The sequence below is a fragment of the Lacipirellula parvula genome (assembly GCF_009177095.1).
Lineage (GTDB): Bacteria > Planctomycetota > Planctomycetia > Pirellulales > Lacipirellulaceae > Lacipirellula > Lacipirellula parvula.
This window is the reverse complement of sequence record NZ_AP021861.1, coordinates 712,633-728,155: the sequence shown is the minus strand read 5'-3', so window position 1 is coordinate 728,155 and position 15,523 is coordinate 712,633. Positions and strand designations below refer to the sequence as shown.

The window sequence follows — 15,523 nt, the reverse complement described above, 5'->3', positions numbered from 1 at the left end:
ATTATCAGCGAAAGCGATTCTCGATATGTTTCTGACTGCCGATGCCCCGAACTCTCTCCCCGCTGCTCCAGCCACTGGCCGCGTCGACGCCCGTGCGAAGCGGCTGATCAACTGCAACGAAGTCGACGTCAACCAGCTGATGCCGCTGAAGTACCGCTGGGCGTGGGAACACTACCTCAACGGGTGCGCGAACCACTGGATGCCGACCGAAGTGCCGATGCACAAAGACATCGAAACGTGGAAGTCGAGCAAGCTGACCGACGATGAACGCCGCGTGATCCTCCGCAACCTCGGTTTCTTCTCGACGGCCGAGAGCTTGGTTGGCAACAACCTAGTGCTGGCGATCTTCCGTCACGTGACCAACGCCGAGTGCCGGCAGTATCTGCTGCGGCAGGCGTTTGAAGAGGCGGTGCACTCGCACACGTTCCTCTACATTGTCGAAAGCCTTGGGCTCAACGAGGGCGAAGTCTTCAACATGTACCACGAGGTGCCGTCGATCGCCCGCAAGGACGAGCTAGAAATGGAGCTGACGGCAGAGATTCTCAGCCCCGACTTCACGACCGATACGTTCGAAGGGGCGCAAGCGTTTCTGAAGAACCTGATCGGCTACTACCTGATCATGGAGGGGATCTTCTTCTACACAGGCTTCGTGATGGTGCTGTCGTTCCATCGCCGGAACCTGATGACCGGCATCGGCGAGCAGTTTCAGTACATCTTGCGCGACGAGTCGATTCACCTGAACTTCGGCATCGATCTCATCAACGGGATCCGCTACGAGAACCCCGAGCTGTGGACGCCGGAATTTCAGGAGGCGATGATCGAGCGCGTACGCCTCGCCGTGGAACTGGAAATTGCCTATGCCCACGACGTGCTGCCGCGGGGCATTCTGGGGCTCAACGGCGATCTGTTCCGCGACTACGTGCAGTTCATTGCCGATCGTCGTTTGGAACGGATCGGCCTCGCGCCACAGTATGGGTCGTCTAATCCATTCCCTTGGATGAGCGAGACGATGGACCTAGCGAAGGAGAAGAATTTTTTCGAGACGCGCGTGACGGAGTACCAGAGTGCGTCGACGCTAAGTTGGGATTAAACAGGATCGTGCTAGCGCCCTTCGAGTAAAAGCCGGCGGGGCGCCGCGAACTTTCGCGGTGCGCCGGCTGTCTGCTCGGCATGGGCCGTTGTTCCGATACCGCTGACACCTCGACGACGCGTGGCGCCGCCTCGCTAGCGAAGTCGCTCGCGCCGGAAGAAATCCGCCGTGGCGATTACGTGACGGCGCTACACGTCGTGAGCGAGTGGCCGTCGTGGTACTGGGACGATGACGATGCGCTCCACCCGCGCGACGAACTCGTGCGCATCCGCAGCGTGCCGTGCGACGAAGCGGAGCCGTTGGAAGTGGTCAGCATTTGCCTGCCGTTCGTCTTGGTGAAGACGCCGCAGCGAGAGGGGAAGGTGCTCGACGTTCGCCGCATGCGGCTGGCGCGGCTAGATCGTTCGTTCGCGAAGCAGGCGCGACGCGAGTTGCAGCGACGCGAGAAACGGCTCGAAGCCAAAGCGAAGAAGTAGCGCCGGCTCGTCGGCAGACGAGCGGCGCTCACTTTAATCTTTCATCGATCGGGGACGATTTTTACGGAAATCCCCGGCGATTGGACGGTTGGCGCACGTCGTGAGAGTTCTGCGAGCATCGCTGCGCGTCTCCTAAAGGCGAAACACAGCCTCCCTCGGCAGGAAACCATTGGCGGACAACAATATCCGCTACACGGCACGCGACGTGCATCACTCCGTTTCGCCAGCCCAGACGGGCTGTGCCAGCAAAGGAGGGGAGCCATGCGTACGTGGCTACTGCTAGCAACGACGACCACTTGCAGTTATCTGAGCGGATGCAAGACGGCGGAGATTGCCGTCGATCACCAGATGACCGGCATCCACGTCGTCGCTAAGTTTGAAGGCAAGGACGAACTGCCCGAGTCGAACTCCAGCGACGAGCGCGATGGCGCTGCGGCGGAGTCGAGCGAGCGCGTGGCGTTGCGGCCCGATGATTTTACGCGCTAGGAGATAACTTTACGCGCTAGGCGCGACGGCCGACTTAGAGCTTGATGTCGCACAGCGGCACGATCTTGCTCTTCGAGTTGACCAGCTGCGCGAGCGTCACGCGGCCGAGGCTTTCTTCGGCGTAGGCGTAGACGCGGTCGAGTTCCTTGTGGAGCGGGCAGAGCTTGGTGTGCGACGGCAACCCGAGCGGGCAGTGGGTGATGCGCTCGAGCGGCGCGACCGCGGTGACGACGGCGAGGATCGTCACTTCCTCGGCGGCGACCGCTAGCGAATAGCCGCCGCCAGGCCCCGGCTGCGAGCGCACTAGGCCGGCCTTCACCAGATCCTGCAGCACCTTGTGGAGATAGCGCCGCGGCACCTTCGTCACCTCGGCCAATTGATCGGCAGCGGCAGGTCGCTCGGCGCTCGCCATCCAGACGGCGGCGCGGAGGGCGTATTCGGCGGTTTTCGAGAGCATCGTCAGTCTGTGGGGCAGGGCGGAGGGCGACCGGCTTTCCTCAATTCTAGGTGAGCGGCGGCATTTGTCGTAGCGAGAAAGAATCGCCTCAACCAAATCTGCATATTGACGTGAAGTATTTTCATTCTATCATTCAGAGACAGCCGGCCGGCGACCATTGCGTCATTTTCTTTCGCACCTTCAACGCAGCAGGTTGCCATGCTCACCGACCAGACGATTGCGATTGTTAAGCAGACTGCCCCCGCGGTCGCCGCGAATGCCGAGGCGATCACCCGCCGCTTCTACGCGCAGATGTTCGCGGGGAACCCTGAAGTGAAGGCCTTTTTCAATCAGGCCCACCAACATTCGGGCGGCCAACAGCGGGCCCTCGCCGGCGCGATCTGCGCGTATGCCGCGAACATTGATAACCTCGGCGCCCTCGGTCCCGCGGTCGAGCTAATCGCCCAGAAGCATTGCTCGCTTGGCATCCAGCCAGGACACTACCCGATTGTCGGCAAGTATCTGCTGTTGGCGATCGTCGACATCCTTGGCGACGCCGCGACTGAGGAAGTCCTGGCGGCGTGGGGGGAAGCATATGGATTCCTCGCTGAGATTTTCATCAATCGCGAAGCGGAGATCTATCGCGAGCAAGCGGCGACGCCGGGCGGCTGGAATGGCTATCGACCGTTCGTCGTCGATCGCCGCGAGGTTGAGAGCGACGTCGTCGTGTCGCTCTACTTGAAGCCGGCGGACGGCCGACCGATCGCGGCGTTCAAGCCTGGGCAGTACATCACCGTGCAGATCGATCACCCGGTGACGCCGACGTCGCCCCGGAACTACAGCCTCTCTGATCGGCCGGGGCGCGACTACTATCGCATTAGCGTGAAGCGCGAAGCGAGCCCTGCGGCAGGCGCGCCGGGCGGGCTGATTTCGAACTATCTGCACGACAATGTGCGCGTGGGGGAAACGCTGAACGTCGGGCCGCCGTGCGGCGAGTTCACGCTTGCTTCCGACACTGCTACAACGACGCCGGTGGTGTTGCTCTCGGGGGGCATCGGGATCACGCCGCTATTGTCGATGGCCCACGCGCTCGCGGCCGAGGGCGCCACGCGGCCGCTGCACTTTGTCCACGCCGCACGGAATAGTCGAGTGCATTCGCATGTCGACGAGGTTCGCCGTTTGGCGGCCGCCGCGCCGAACGTGTCGGTGCACGTCCGCTACGATGCTCCGCTCGCAGACGACGTTGTTGAGCGGCGCTGCGACAGCACCGGCGTCGTCGATGCCGCGCTACTGAAATCGATCGCTCCTGCGCTCGACGCCGAGTATTACATCTGCGGGCCGAAGCTGTTTATGTCGAGCGTGATCCGCTGCCTGCGGGCGGAGGGAGTCGACGACGCGCGGATTCACTACGAGTTTTTCGGGCCGAAGGCGGAACTCGCAGCCGCGGAGGCGTGAGGGGCGGTCGGGGACTCGTCGGCGGGCGGGAGCAGGCGATATATTGTCTCGCTCTGCTTCGCCCCACGCCGCCTACTGAGCCGCCGACGCTATGACGACCGCCGTACCTGCCGAAAAAATCACCCTGGAAGTTTGCGTCGGCTCGGTGGCCGATGCGCGGGCCGCGATCGCCGCAGGCGCCGACCGATTGGAGCTTTGCTCGGGACTCGAGGTCGGCGGGCTAACGCCCTCGATCGGCTTGGTCGAGACAGTGGTCGCGGCGAGCAGCGTGCCAGTGATTGCGATGTTGCGGCCGCGGGCGGGCGGGTTTTGTTACGATGCCGACGAGTTCGCGGCGATGCTCCGCGACGCCGAGCGGTTTCTGGCGGCGGGGGCGGCAGGCGTAGCGTTTGGGATCCTCGACCAGCAAGGCCGACTCGACGTCGCCCGCTCGCGCGAGATCGTTGCCCGCGCGGGAACGCGCGAAACGGTAATGCATCGGGCGTTCGACTTCACGGCAGATCAATTCGCGACGCTTGAGGCGCTCATCGAATTGAAGGCGACGCGCATCCTCACCAGCGGCGGCGAACCGGCGGCACTGGCTGGCAGTGCGAAGCTGCGTGAACTGGCGACGCGAGCCGCGGGACGAATCGAGTTGATGGCAGGGGGCGGCATCAACGCCGACAATGTTGGCGACGTGCTATCCGCGTCCGGCCTGCGGCAAGTTCACATCGGGGCTTCGGGGCCGGCGGACGATCGGTCGATCGCGCCGACGGCGTCGATCAATCTGTGCGATCAACGCTTCTTTCACGGCGCAGAGTATCGCGTCGTTGTGCAGAATAGCGTGGCGGCTACGGCCGCGGCGCTGCGCAATGCCTAGAGTGATCTTCGGCTGAGCGTGGCACCTGTTACCCCGAGCGGAGCTCTGTCATCCCTAGCGGAGCGAGGGATCTAGTGGCTCAAATAAACTTCGAGATTCCTCGCTCCGCTCGGAATGACAGGGGAGCGAGGATGACAAGGGAGTGCTATCGTCGCAACAGCGCAATGCGGATAGCATCGCGAAGTTTGTCGACCGTCGCCGGCTTCATGATGCGAGTGACGACCGGCTCGTGTTCAAGCACGACTTCTTCGATGTCGGGATGGCCCGAGACGAGCACCGCGGGGATGCCGCGCTCGGCGAGCTCTTCCGCCGCGGTGAGTCCGTCCATCACCGGCATATCGAGGTCGAGGATCACCAGATCGACCGGCTGCTCCGCGCATGCCTGCAGGAGTTCCGCTCCGTTGGCCGCAGTGTAGACGACTTCGTGGCCAAGCAGCCCGAGTAGCCGCGCCATCGTTGAGCGCAGGTCGGGTTCGTCATCGGCCAGCGCGATTTTGACGCGTCTTGCCCCCTGTTCCGCCATGTGTTGCTCCGTTGCGGCGACCACTGCTCAAGCTGCCTAAATCTGGAGGTGAAGCGCGAAAAGAGTGGAAGCCCGCCTAAGAGCAACCGCATCTAATGAACCGCGAGTGCATACCGTATGCCGGCACGTACGCTCTCCGCCGCCCCGGGCGTTCGCCGCCGGGGTTACGCCCCAAGTCAATGCGTTGTACGCAGGAATGGCCGGCGGGTTCGGCCGCTATTCTGCTCGTTTACCCCCCATCGCGGTGGCTCCCCACACGACGATCAAGGCCCCGACGATCGACATGATCCAACCCGCGCCTTGAAACGCCCCGCCATCTGGCCGATAGCCGAGGGCCCAGGCGATCAGACCGCCGACGATCGAGCCGCCGATGCCGAGGGCGATGGTGTTCGGGACGCCAATTTTCTGCTTCCCGGGGTAGAGGGCCCGGGCGAGGAGCCCTACGACAAACCCAAACACGATCCAGGAAATAATGGCGCCGACAGTGCCCATGGCACGACTCCGTTGCTCGATTGGAAACCAGTTAGAAGGGAACTCCTTGGTTGGAGAACGCTCAGCGGCTATGCAAACTTCGGGCCGGTGACGGTTATCCGGGAGAAGCGACGGCTCCGCGGAATGGCACGGCGATTGCGTCCGCTAGCAATCAACGCCGCGGCGATGGAAAAGATCGGGCATGGCCCCGACATCGACCACGGCGTCACTTAGCGCTTGCTTCGGAGGACGCCATGTTACGCTGGGCACTTATTTTTCTGATCGTGGCTCTGGTGGCAGGGGCGCTAAGCCTCGGTGCGGTAGCCGGCACGGCCGCTTGGATCGCCAAGGTACTGTTCATCGTCTTCATCGTGCTGTTCCTGGTGAGCTTGGTGGCGGGACGTCGTCCGCCAGTTGTCTAGCGACCAGAGCTAGTGCGACAAACGCACAGCAATAGAAATAACAGAGAAGGTTGAGCCGACGAGTTGCTCTTAGTGCGGAAGCTTCGACGGATGTCGCAGCGCCCGCCCCGAGAGCGACTTTGTCGGCTCGCCGTTTTTAACGGCTGCTTTGCCGTTCACGAAGACCCACGGAATTCCCTGTGGCGCTTCGAACGGCTGGTCGAACGTTGCCCCGTCGATGATCGTCTCTGGGTTGAAGACAACCACATCGGCGAATTGGCCGGGCTTCAGATAGCCACGGTCGACGAAGCCGAGCACGTCTGCGGGCAAGCCGCTCGCACTTCTTACCGCTTGCTCAAGCGGCAGCACCTTTTCTTTGATGGCGTAGAAGCCAATCTTCCGCGGGAACGTGCCGAAACTACGCGGGTGAACCATGTCGCCGCTTGGTTCTTTCACCGAGCCATCGGAAGCTGTCGCGACCCAGGGGCGCTGCATCACGAAGCGAACGTCTTCTTCCGTCATGCCGAAGTTGATCGCAGCGGGGCTGCCGTCTCTCAGCAGTTCGATGGCGACTTCGATCTGGGGCCGGTCCTCGGCAGCGGCGATTTCGTGGATCGCCTTGCCGGTGTACTCGGGCTTCGGACCGTACGAGACGATGCGAACGTGGGGGCGTTCGTCGAGCGCGATTTGAAGGGCAGGGCGGATCTTTTCGAGCTGCGCTGGATCGGCGAGCCTCGCCATGGTCGCTTCGCGGCCACCTTCGCGAGCCCAGTCGGGGAGAAGCATCGCTTCAAGCGAGGTGCTACTCGCCGTGTAGGGGTACTGATCGGCGGTGACGCGCTGCCCCGCGGCTTGGGCGTCTTCGATCAGCTTCGCGGCCGCGCGGACCATGCCCCAGTAGGGTTTGCCGGAGGCCTTCAGGTGCGAGATGTGGACAGGCGTATTCGCGCGGCGGCCAATTTCGATCGCCTCGCTGACCGCTTCGAGCAGGGCGTTGTCTTCGCTGCGAATGTGGCTGGCGTAGAAGCCGCCGTGGCGGCCGACCGGCTCGGTCATCGCGGCGAGTTCGTCGATCTTCGAATACGCTCCCGGGATGTAAATGAGGCCGGTCGCGATGCCCCAGGCGCCTTCGCGCATCCCCTTGTCGACGAGTTCTTGCAGCCTGGCCAACTCTTCGGGCGTCGGATCGACTTGTCGTCGGCCGAGCACCAAGGCTCGAGTGGAACCGTGCGGAATGAGGTGGGCGATGTTCGTGCCGGCGCCGTGGGCGTCGATCTCGGCGAGATACTTGGCGACGTCGACCGCCCCGCCGCCGCAGTTGCCGGTGACCAGCGTCGTGCAGCCTTGGCGAATGTAGTTCTCCGCGGTGCGGGTGTCGTCGGCGACGATCGACTCGTCGCTGTGGTTGTGGAGGTCGATGAACCCGGGGGCCACGATCAGGCCGGTGCAGTCGATCGTTTCGCCGATTTTGCCCGGCGTGAGTTGGCCGACGGCCACGATGCGGTCGCCGATGATGGCGACGTCGGCAGCCACGGCGGGCGAACCTGTGCCGTCGAGGACTTGTCCCCCGCGGAGGAGAATGTCGGCGTCGACGGGGGGCGGGGTTTGAGCGATTGCCTCAAGGGAATGGCCAAACAGCACCAACGCCAAAGCGAGGGCCCACGCTCCACGAAGAACTCGAAAGCCCGCTGCGGTCAGTTCATCGCGCCCGACTATCGTCATGGCGTTTTCTAGCCTTACTGGAGTGGGTTCGATGCGAGCGTTGATCCTCAAAAGACCTATCAAAACAGGTATCCTTTGAACCGCCAAAGAGCCCGAGAGTGCCGAGAGGAATGCTTTTTACCACGAAACACACGAAGCACACAAAATGTGAAACGGCTTGGCGCCGCTCGTGCTGAGTTCTTTGGTGTGATTCGTGTGTTTCGTGGTTAATCTCCCCGTATTTCTTCGGGATCTGGCTCTTGGCGGTTGCCTTTTCCGGGTCGCTCCGGCGGGTCGTTGACCCGCGGCTACCCCCACGCCTTGCTAGATCGTCGGCCGCCATCGACAATCGGGGGTTGGAGGAATCTGAACGGTGAGCACCAATATAACAAACAGCGCTACCAAGCGTGACTCCGCGGCGACCGTCCCCGACAATCAGGGGCGGTTTGGCAGCTTCGGCGGACGATATGTCCCGGAAACGCTTGTCTACGCCCTCGACCAGCTTGAGGCCGAATACAAGAAAGCGCGGGCCGATGCGGCCTTTCAGGCGGAACTCGACGAGTTGCTGAAGTACTTCGTCGGCCGGCCGTCGCCGCTATACCACGCCAAACGGCTGAGCGAGCAGGTGGGCGGGGCCCAAATCTGGCTGAAGCGGGAAGACCTGAACCACACGGGCGCCCACAAGATCAACAACACGATCGGCCAGGCGCTGCTCACCCTGCGAATGGGCAAGAAGCGGGTCATCGCCGAGACGGGCGCCGGGCAGCATGGGGTCGCCACAGCGACGGCGTGCGCTCACTTCGGCCTGCCATGCGTCGTCTACATGGGCGAGGAAGATATCCGCCGACAGGCGCCGAATGTGTTTTCGATGAAGCTGCTCGGCGCCGAGGTGCGCCCGGTGACCAGCGGCAGCCGGACGCTGCGCGATGCGGTGAACGAGGCGATGCGCGACTGGATGTCGAGCGTCGGCGATACGCACTACATTCTCGGCTCGGTGGTAGGGCCGCATCCGTTCCCGATGATCGTCCGCGACTTCCAGGCGATCATCGGTCGCGAGACGATCGAGCAGTCGATCGCCCGGATCGGTCGACTGCCGAACATGGCGGTCGCCTGCGTCGGCGGCGGCAGCAACGCGGCGGGGATGTTCTACCCGTTCGTTGAGCACAAAGACGTCGAACTCGTTGGCGTTGAAGCGGGCGGCCGGAGCAACGATCCCGGCGAGCATGCGGCGCCACTCACCTACGGTAGCCCCGGCGTGTTGCACGGTAGCTTCAGCTATGTGATGCAGGACGAAGACGGACAGACGAGCGACGTCCACTCGATGTCGGCGGGGCTCGATTATCCTGGCGTCGGCCCGGAGCACAGCTACTGGAAGGATGCCGGTCGCGTTCGCTATACCAGCTGCCGCGACGACGAGGCGATGCGGGCGTTCGATGCGCTAGCCTCGACCGAGGGAATCATGCCGGCGCTTGAGAGTTCGCACGCGATCGCCAAGGGGATGGAGCTAGCGAAGGGGCGGGCGAAGGACGACGTCATCGTGGTGTGCCTCAGCGGGCGTGGGGATAAGGATGCGAGCGAGATTGCGAGGATTAAGGGCGTGAAGTTTGGGTAGGGTATAATTGCCAGTAGCGACTGTCGCATCATTCTTTTGGGGCTAACAATGGTCAATATAATTGTCCCTCTGCCGGAAGATCTAAAAGATCAAGCGCAGAGTGCAGCCACGGACCGTGGACTGTCACTTGACGAATTTGTTAGACACTGCGTCGTGGCAACCCTAGGACAAGGAAACCGCGCATCAGATCCATTCTTTGCGGATTTGGATGTCTTTCGAGGCGATGCGCCGTCTGATTTGTCAGAGCGTCACGATGACTATCTCTACGGCGAGTCAGAATGATCTTCATCGATACAAGTGCTTTGTTGGCCCGGTACGTGGAGCGTGATCAACATTTCGCTGCCGCTCGCGAATGTTGGGCAGAACTTCTTTCAAGCGAAACAATGCTCGTGACCAGCTGCCATGTCGTCGTCGAGACGCTAACGTTACTGGGACGACGCACCGACTACAAATTCGCTGCCGAGCGGGCCCGCAGACTCTACGCGTCGACGCAGTTCACCATTCTGCGAGCTACGGAGCAAAGTGAAATCGACGCAGTCGCGTGGTTTGAACGCATGGCTGGCGTGAAGGCTAGCTTTACCGATTGCATTTCTTTCTCCCTAATGCAACGGCTGGGGATAAGCGATGTTTTCACGTTCGACGATGACTTCACCCATGCCGGATTTCGGGTAATCCCTAACCGTAAGAATCTATAAGCTTCTGCTTTCCTAAAAAATATGTCCTCGATCGACCAACTCTTCGCCAAGCTCCGCTCCGAAAACCGTAAGGCGCTGATGCCGTTCATCACCGCCGGCGATCCCGACGTGGCGTTCACCTCCGCCGTGTTGCAGGAACTGGTGAAGCGGGGCGCCCACATGTGCGAGGTCGGCATCCCTTACAGCGATCCGATCGCCGACGGGCCGGTGATTCAAGCGTCCTACACGCGGGCGCTGGAGAAGAAGATCAAGCTGCGCGACATCCTGACGATGCTTGGCGAGACGACGCCGAAGCTCGCGGCGCCCGCGGTGACGATGGTCAGCTACGCGATCGTCTATCGCCACGGCGTCGAGAAGTACTGCGACGACGCGAAGGCGGCCGGGGTGGCTGGGCTCATTGTTCCCGACCTACCGGTGGAGGAGTCGCCGCAACTCTTGAAAATCTGCACCGAGCGCGGGCTGAGCCTGATTCAGTTAGTGACGCCGCTGACGCCGCGCGACCGGGCGCTGCGGATTTGCGAGACCTCGACCGGCTTCGTCTACTACGTCTCGGTCGCCGGCATCACCGGCGAACGAACGCAACTGCCGCCGGAACTGGCGGAGAACGTCGCCTGGCTCCGCGAGCAGACGAAGCTGCCAATTTGCATCGGCTTCGGCGTCAGCCAGCCGGAGCATGTGCGGTTGCTCGCCCCCGCCGCCGACGGGCTCATTGTCGGCTCGGCGATCGTCCGCCGCATCGCGACGGCTGCTGAGCGGCCGCGTGAGGAAGTTCTCAAAGAAGTCGGCGACTACGTCGAGACTCTTATTAAGGCGCTGCCGGCAGGCTGAGTCTGCTGATTATTGACAGGATAACAGGATGTCATGGATTGACAGGATTTGATGCGAGTAAGGTCAAAGCCGTCTCGGGAACAGGCATCTGACTTGTCTTTCATCCCGTCGATCCGCGATATCCTGTGATCCTGTCCAGTCTTCAATGCGGTCACGCAGCAAAACTGGATTTGACCTCCGCAGCGGACCGAAATTATAATTGAGCGGGTTGGGCCTCTCGCGTGGATCGCGAGTCGGCTCGATCCCGCCCTATATAGCGACCCACCATCCGGTGGTTGGGTCGTCCGCTTCTGTTCGACGCTCACCACCGGAGACGCCTGAGGGACCAAAGGCGCCTGGGTCGCGGTACTGACACGTTCCGCCACCGCCTTGGGAGCGTCTGCCGATGACTGCCGATCTGCCCGACCGAAATGAGCTGCTGCGCCGGTTCTTCGCCGGCGTCACGGAGCACGCCTTCGCGGTTCGCATGGGGGTCGCCGACCCGCCGCTCGTTGACTATGTCGCCGAGATGCTCGTGCGATTCGTTCGCAACGATGCAATGTACGGCATGCGAACGCCGCGCGGCGAGCGACTGATGCAGGTGGCCGACATGTTGGCCGAGGCGCAAGCGAGGCAAGGCTCGGCCCGGCGGCGAGCGCATCGCCACATCGGCGATTTCACGCTCTTCTGGCTGGGCGTCTATCCAGAGATTGCCAAGCGGATGCGGCAGGGAAGGGCAGACAGCCTGATCGACTACCGCGATCAAGGCAAGCGGAACTACCTGCTAGCGAGCACGCTGCCGCCCGCGGTGGAGGAACCAGCGACGGACGAGGTGCTCAAACGGCTGAGCGACAATTTTGAGCTTTGCGTCTATGGGCTCGGCGAAGTCCGGCGGCAGTGGGAGCAGCACGAGAGCGACGGCGATGCGCCGCTGCTGTTTGGTTGATAAGCAAAGCGAGAACAGCGAGCCGGGGCGTCTCGCCCCCGGCGTTTTTTATTCTTGGCTCGATCGTCTTATTGGAACATCCCGAGCGCGCCGGGGTCGGGACGACTCGGCTCGCTTGTGATGATTCATGAAAGCTCACACCCCGCCGCCGTCGACGACGCGGCGCCAAGTGTGCGCCATCAGGGCCGCGCCGTCGGCCGAGGGATGGACGCCGTCGCCGGCCCAGCGTTCTGGAGGTGCGATCTTCGACGCTTCGTCGAACATCGTCTGGAACGGCACGAAGATCGCCCCGGCTTGTTCGGCGACGCGTTTGGCCGCGGTGCGGTAGCCGTCGAACTTCGGAAACCACGCGTCGGTGACGGCGCCGCACTTCAAGACGAATGGTTCGCAGATGACGAGCGTCGTGTCGGGGAGCGCTGCTTTCGTCTTCTTGATAAGGGCGTGGTACCCCTCTTCGTAGATCTCAGCGGTCCCCTTCTCGCCCCGGTCGAACGTCCGCCATATGTCGTTGACGCCAATGAGGATACTCAGCACGTTCGGCTTCAGGTCGACGCAGTCGGCCTGCCAGCGTTCGTCGAGGTTGGGCACCTTGTTGCCGCTGATACCCCGATTGAAGATTTTGATGCCATCGCCAGGGCGATCGACGAGCAACTGCGATGCGGCCAGCCAAGCGTAGCCGTTGCCAAGAGCGGGCTGCGAGTTCGCCTCGCCCGCCGCTTCGCGACTGCGGCCGGCGTCGGTAATCGAGTCGCCCTGGAAAAGGAGCGTGATACCGGGCTTCAACGGCGAGCCGCCGGTAGCTTCCGCTCCTTGCGCGCGGCCTTGCAGGCCGTGGGCCGCGGCAAGCGTCGCGGCCCCAATGGCGGCGAAGTGACGGCGAGAAAGCGCGGAGCGCGGGCTGAGTGATTCTTCGTGCGGCATCGAGAATGCTCCCAAGAGACGAGTGAAAGACTGCCGATAGCGTAAGCCAACGGGCGGCAGTCGACTAGCGTCTCCCGGAACGGTCGATGCTACATTCTGCGACGGCGGAGATTCAGCATCGCCAGACCCGCGGCCATCGCCAAGGCCATTGTCGCCGGTTCGGGAACCGCCGCCACGCTGGCAACGGCCGCCGCTCCGCTGAATCCGGTCTTCCAAATTTGGAGATCGGCGTCGTTCACCAGTTTGTCGCCGTTCGCATCGCCGGTGGCGAGCGACACTCCCGAGGTGCGTCCCAAATTGCGTTGCCAGATAAGGAAATCATTGCCATCGACGCTGCCATCCTTGTTGAAGTCGCCGGTCGGCGGCACAGCGAGAAATTGCGTCAGAAACTCATCCATCGTGCCTTGGTAGACGTCGCGATCCACGCCGCCCGTAATTCCGGAAACGGCGCCCGAGTCGGTGTACTGCCAGAGATCCCAGCCGTTCCAAACGCCGTCGATCGAGGCGGGCGGAATGGCGGGCGGGGCGTAGTTGTAGTTGGCGACCCAAAGATCGTACTGCGTAAGATCCGTCGTGAAGTAAGTCGAGGCGTAGCTGGTATTGCAATAGATAATTGGATCCATTCCCAGCCGGTCCTGCACCACTCCGATAAAATCTCGCACCCATTCGGAGATGTACGCTTTGTTCGCGGCGGTCGTACTCAAGCCGGGAGTATTTTCGACGTCGAGCACCGGTCTTAAGAACCGTCCTGGCTGCTGATAGTACGGTGCAATCGCGTCAACGAAATCATTGGCCTCGTCAATCGCGTCGTTGGGATTCGACGTGTTGCTGTTGATGCGCCCGAAGTGGTAAGGACCGACGTAAACGCCTGCGTTACTGGCGTTTGTCATGTGCTTCGTGAAGCTGGCGTCGATGAAATCAACGCCTTCGGTCGCCTTGACGAAGGCGAACATCGTGCCCGCGTTTTTCAGCGAGGTCCAGTTCGCACTCGACTGATAGTTGGAGACGTCGATTCCATAGGTGTACTGCGCGTGGCAGGTGCTATGGACTACATGAACGGCGAGGACGGCGCAAGCGGCTGACAACAGGCGGACCGAAAAACGCATATCTGTTCCAGGGGCGGGCGATCGTTGGGCGGTGCGGGGCTCTTTAGCCGATTCTACGCAACTACCGCCAAATACACGTCACGGCCACCCTCAATTCTTGCAATTTTGCGCACAGGCGCACCCCGGCTGCGCTCGCCGAAGATTAACCTGACGGATCCTACAGCCGATTGCCGCTCGGATATCGCATGCGCCCGGAAGCTACGCCTCGCTGATTTCAGTTCAGCTTGAACGTCGCCGAGATCGGATTGTGATCCGAACCGCTCGATTCGATCGAACCTTGCGGCATGCGGAGCGAGCCCTTGATGTACTGCTTTTGCATCGCGGGCGAGCAGAGAATGAAGTCGATGACCGAGCGGTACTGGCCCGTGTTGTAGGTCACCGCTTCGGGGTCTTGCTGGTCGCTGCCCGCCGACCAGAGCGCCTTATCGCCGTTGCCGACGATCGTCTGCAGCGTGGCGCTCTCCGGCGTGTCGTTGAAGTCGCCGGTGACGATGATGCGGGCCTCGGGATTCTCGGCCAGATCTGCGTCGAGCAAACGGCGGACTTCGCGGGCTTCGGCAAGCCGGATTGGTTCGGCCGCCTCTCGGCCGCCCGAGTTGCTCTTCAAGTGAACGACCCACACCTCAAACGGCTTCGCATCCTTTGGTTCGAGCGTCACCGCCAGCACATCGCGATTGAAGCGAGCTTCGCCGCCGTCGTGTCCCTCGAAGCGCAGATGACGCCGCGAACGGACTTCGCCGACGGGGATGCGCGAAATTAATCCGACGTCGATGCCGCGGCCGTCGTTGCCTTCGAACAGCACCACGTCGCGGTAGCCCATCTCGGGCAGGAACGTATTGACGAACCGTTCCAAGTAAAACCGATTCTCGACTTCCTCGACGGCGATCACGTCGGCGTTGAGTGCACGAATGCTTGCCGCCAAGTGCTCCAATTGAGCGCGTGGCTTGGCTGGCGTGCCCTCATCTTCCTTGTAGGGGTCGTCATGCTCGTCGAACAGATTGAGAATGTTATACGCCGCCACGACGACTTCGCCTGGCTTCGAAGCGATCGCCGCGTTTTGCTTCGGCTTCGTCGTCTTCGGCATCGAGTCGAGGATCTCAATCTGCTCGGGACTCGTCACCACAATCTGCGGTTGGTCCTTGAACATCGAAACCGTGCCGCGGATTTTGACGATCTTGCCGTTGTACATTTCGCTGGGGGGCTTCGGGAAATTCGTCAACTTGTCTGAGAAGATCACGCCGGCAAAGCGAACGGGCCGCTGCGCGTCGAAGTTGATGAAGGTGATCTTGCCGACGGTCGGCACGCCGATCACTTTGCCGCAAACGTACGCGACCTGTCCGACTAACGGCCGCGCGTCTTCCCACATGACGACAGGGCGGCCTTCTTCGGGAGCAATCGCGGGCTGAGCCCATGCCGCAGAGGCAACGAACGACAGGGCGACGGTGACAATTAACGACCACGGCTTCATCGAGGTTCCTCTCAGCAGACCGCCTGTGGGGGAAAGCAAAAGTTCCCTCCAAGATAACGGTTGCCAAGCC

17 protein-coding genes are annotated in these 15,523 nt (G+C 62.0%); 10 read left to right on the top strand and 7 right to left on the bottom strand.

Annotated features, from left to right (window positions below):
• Positions 1-25: 25 nt before the first annotated feature.
• From PLANPX_RS02745 to PLANPX_RS02735, 3 genes are all read left to right on the top strand, one after another.
• Complete coding sequence (locus PLANPX_RS02745; RefSeq protein ID WP_152097243.1) at positions 26-1,090, top strand: ribonucleotide-diphosphate reductase subunit beta; 1,065 nt, start codon at positions 26-28, stop codon at positions 1,088-1,090.
• Positions 1,091-1,170: 80 nt separating this feature from the next.
• Positions 1,171-1,566, top strand: a complete 396-nt coding sequence (locus tag PLANPX_RS02740) for a hypothetical protein (RefSeq protein ID WP_152097242.1) — start codon at positions 1,171-1,173, stop codon at positions 1,564-1,566.
• A 261-nt stretch (positions 1,567-1,827) separates the two neighbouring features.
• Positions 1,828-2,052 (top strand): hypothetical protein, encoded by a 225-nt coding sequence (locus PLANPX_RS02735; protein WP_152097241.1) that lies wholly within the window; start codon positions 1,828-1,830, stop codon positions 2,050-2,052.
• A gap of 34 nt (positions 2,053-2,086) precedes the next feature.
• On the opposite strand, the gene PLANPX_RS02730 is transcribed toward PLANPX_RS02735, so the two are convergent.
• Entirely contained in the window at positions 2,087-2,509 is a 423-nt protein-coding gene (locus PLANPX_RS02730) for an RrF2 family transcriptional regulator (RefSeq protein ID WP_152097240.1), read from the bottom strand.
• Between the two features lie 198 nt (positions 2,510-2,707).
• On the opposite strand from PLANPX_RS02730, the gene hmpA reads away from it, so the two are divergent.
• Both hmpA and PLANPX_RS02720 read left to right on the top strand, forming a co-directional pair.
• A complete protein-coding gene (hmpA, locus tag PLANPX_RS02725; RefSeq protein WP_152097239.1) occupies positions 2,708-3,943 on the top strand; it encodes an NO-inducible flavohemoprotein in 1,236 nt (411 codons plus the stop codon).
• A 91-nt stretch (positions 3,944-4,034) separates the two neighbouring features.
• Complete coding sequence (locus PLANPX_RS02720; protein ID WP_152097238.1) at positions 4,035-4,802, top strand: copper homeostasis protein CutC; 768 nt, start codon at positions 4,035-4,037, stop codon at positions 4,800-4,802.
• 145 nt (positions 4,803-4,947) lie between these two features.
• Here the strand turns inward: PLANPX_RS02720 and PLANPX_RS02715 are convergent, their stop codons facing one another.
• Both PLANPX_RS02715 and PLANPX_RS02710 read right to left on the bottom strand, forming a co-directional pair.
• Positions 4,948-5,349, bottom strand: a complete 402-nt coding sequence (locus PLANPX_RS02715) for a response regulator (protein ID WP_152097237.1) — start codon at positions 5,347-5,349, stop codon at positions 4,948-4,950.
• Between the two features lie 192 nt (positions 5,350-5,541).
• Positions 5,542-5,817, bottom strand: a complete 276-nt coding sequence (locus tag PLANPX_RS02710; RefSeq protein ID WP_152097236.1) for a GlsB/YeaQ/YmgE family stress response membrane protein — start codon at positions 5,815-5,817, stop codon at positions 5,542-5,544.
• Between the two features lie 233 nt (positions 5,818-6,050).
• Here PLANPX_RS02710 and PLANPX_RS02705 point away from each other — a divergent pair, with 233 nt between their 5' ends.
• Positions 6,051-6,218 (top strand): DUF1328 domain-containing protein, encoded by a 168-nt coding sequence (locus tag PLANPX_RS02705; protein ID WP_152097235.1) that lies wholly within the window; start codon positions 6,051-6,053, stop codon positions 6,216-6,218.
• Between the two features lie 69 nt (positions 6,219-6,287).
• Here PLANPX_RS02705 and PLANPX_RS02700 read toward each other — a convergent pair whose 3' ends face one another.
• Positions 6,288-7,919, bottom strand: a complete 1,632-nt coding sequence (locus PLANPX_RS02700; RefSeq protein ID WP_152097234.1) for an N-acyl-D-amino-acid deacylase family protein — start codon at positions 7,917-7,919, stop codon at positions 6,288-6,290.
• Between the two features lie 364 nt (positions 7,920-8,283).
• On the opposite strand from PLANPX_RS02700, the gene trpB reads away from it, so the two are divergent.
• From trpB to PLANPX_RS02680, 4 genes are all read left to right on the top strand, one after another.
• Positions 8,284-9,510: a tryptophan synthase subunit beta gene (gene trpB / locus PLANPX_RS02695; RefSeq protein ID WP_152101774.1), complete on the top strand. Its 1,227-nt coding sequence runs from the start codon at positions 8,284-8,286 to the stop codon at positions 9,508-9,510.
• Positions 9,511-9,788: 278 nt separating this feature from the next.
• Entirely contained in the window at positions 9,789-10,205 is a 417-nt protein-coding gene (locus tag PLANPX_RS02690) for a type II toxin-antitoxin system VapC family toxin (protein ID WP_152097233.1), read from the top strand.
• Positions 10,206-10,226: 21 nt separating this feature from the next.
• Entirely contained in the window at positions 10,227-11,033 is an 807-nt protein-coding gene (gene trpA / locus PLANPX_RS02685) for a tryptophan synthase subunit alpha (protein ID WP_152097232.1), read from the top strand.
• Between the two features lie 385 nt (positions 11,034-11,418).
• On the top strand, positions 11,419-11,958 hold the full coding sequence (locus PLANPX_RS02680; protein WP_152097231.1) for a hypothetical protein: 540 nt from the start codon (positions 11,419-11,421) through the stop codon (positions 11,956-11,958).
• Between the two features lie 135 nt (positions 11,959-12,093).
• On the opposite strand, the gene PLANPX_RS02675 is transcribed toward PLANPX_RS02680, so the two are convergent.
• The 3 genes from PLANPX_RS02675 to PLANPX_RS02665 form a co-directional block, all read right to left on the bottom strand.
• On the bottom strand, positions 12,094-12,879 hold the full coding sequence (locus PLANPX_RS02675) for an SGNH/GDSL hydrolase family protein (RefSeq protein ID WP_152097230.1): 786 nt from the start codon (positions 12,877-12,879) through the stop codon (positions 12,094-12,096).
• Between the two features lie 89 nt (positions 12,880-12,968).
• Positions 12,969-13,985 (bottom strand): GH25 family lysozyme, encoded by a 1,017-nt coding sequence (locus PLANPX_RS02670; RefSeq protein ID WP_152097229.1) that lies wholly within the window; start codon positions 13,983-13,985, stop codon positions 12,969-12,971.
• A gap of 214 nt (positions 13,986-14,199) precedes the next feature.
• On the bottom strand, positions 14,200-15,453 hold the full coding sequence (locus PLANPX_RS02665; protein WP_152097228.1) for an endonuclease/exonuclease/phosphatase family protein: 1,254 nt from the start codon (positions 15,451-15,453) through the stop codon (positions 14,200-14,202).
• Positions 15,454-15,523 lie beyond the last annotated feature (70 nt).

Excerpts from the sequence above, each read along its gene's own strand:
- PLANPX_RS02745 (WP_152097243.1), top strand. The coding sequence starts at position 26 with ATGTTTCTGACTGCCGATGCCCCGAACTCTCTCCCCGCTGCTCCAGCC.
- PLANPX_RS02740 (WP_152097242.1), top strand. The coding sequence starts at position 1,171 with ATGGGCCGTTGTTCCGATACCGCTGACACCTCGACGACGCGTGGCGCC.
- PLANPX_RS02735 (WP_152097241.1), top strand. The coding sequence starts at position 1,828 with ATGCGTACGTGGCTACTGCTAGCAACGACGACCACTTGCAGTTATCTG.
- PLANPX_RS02730 (WP_152097240.1), bottom strand. The coding sequence starts at position 2,509 with ATGCTCTCGAAAACCGCCGAATACGCCCTCCGCGCCGCCGTCTGGATG.
- hmpA (WP_152097239.1), top strand. The coding sequence starts at position 2,708 with ATGCTCACCGACCAGACGATTGCGATTGTTAAGCAGACTGCCCCCGCG.
- PLANPX_RS02720 (WP_152097238.1), top strand. The coding sequence starts at position 4,035 with ATGACGACCGCCGTACCTGCCGAAAAAATCACCCTGGAAGTTTGCGTC.
- PLANPX_RS02710 (WP_152097236.1), bottom strand. The coding sequence starts at position 5,817 with ATGGGCACTGTCGGCGCCATTATTTCCTGGATCGTGTTTGGGTTTGTC.
- PLANPX_RS02705 (WP_152097235.1), top strand. The coding sequence starts at position 6,051 with ATGTTACGCTGGGCACTTATTTTTCTGATCGTGGCTCTGGTGGCAGGG.
- PLANPX_RS02700 (WP_152097234.1), bottom strand. The coding sequence starts at position 7,919 with ATGACGATAGTCGGGCGCGATGAACTGACCGCAGCGGGCTTTCGAGTT.
- PLANPX_RS02690 (WP_152097233.1), top strand. The coding sequence starts at position 9,789 with ATGATCTTCATCGATACAAGTGCTTTGTTGGCCCGGTACGTGGAGCGT.
- trpA (WP_152097232.1), top strand. The coding sequence starts at position 10,227 with ATGTCCTCGATCGACCAACTCTTCGCCAAGCTCCGCTCCGAAAACCGT.
- PLANPX_RS02680 (WP_152097231.1), top strand. The coding sequence starts at position 11,419 with ATGACTGCCGATCTGCCCGACCGAAATGAGCTGCTGCGCCGGTTCTTC.
- PLANPX_RS02675 (WP_152097230.1), bottom strand. The coding sequence starts at position 12,879 with ATGCCGCACGAAGAATCACTCAGCCCGCGCTCCGCGCTTTCTCGCCGT.
- PLANPX_RS02670 (WP_152097229.1), bottom strand. The coding sequence starts at position 13,985 with ATGCGTTTTTCGGTCCGCCTGTTGTCAGCCGCTTGCGCCGTCCTCGCC.
- PLANPX_RS02665 (WP_152097228.1), bottom strand. The coding sequence starts at position 15,453 with ATGAAGCCGTGGTCGTTAATTGTCACCGTCGCCCTGTCGTTCGTTGCC.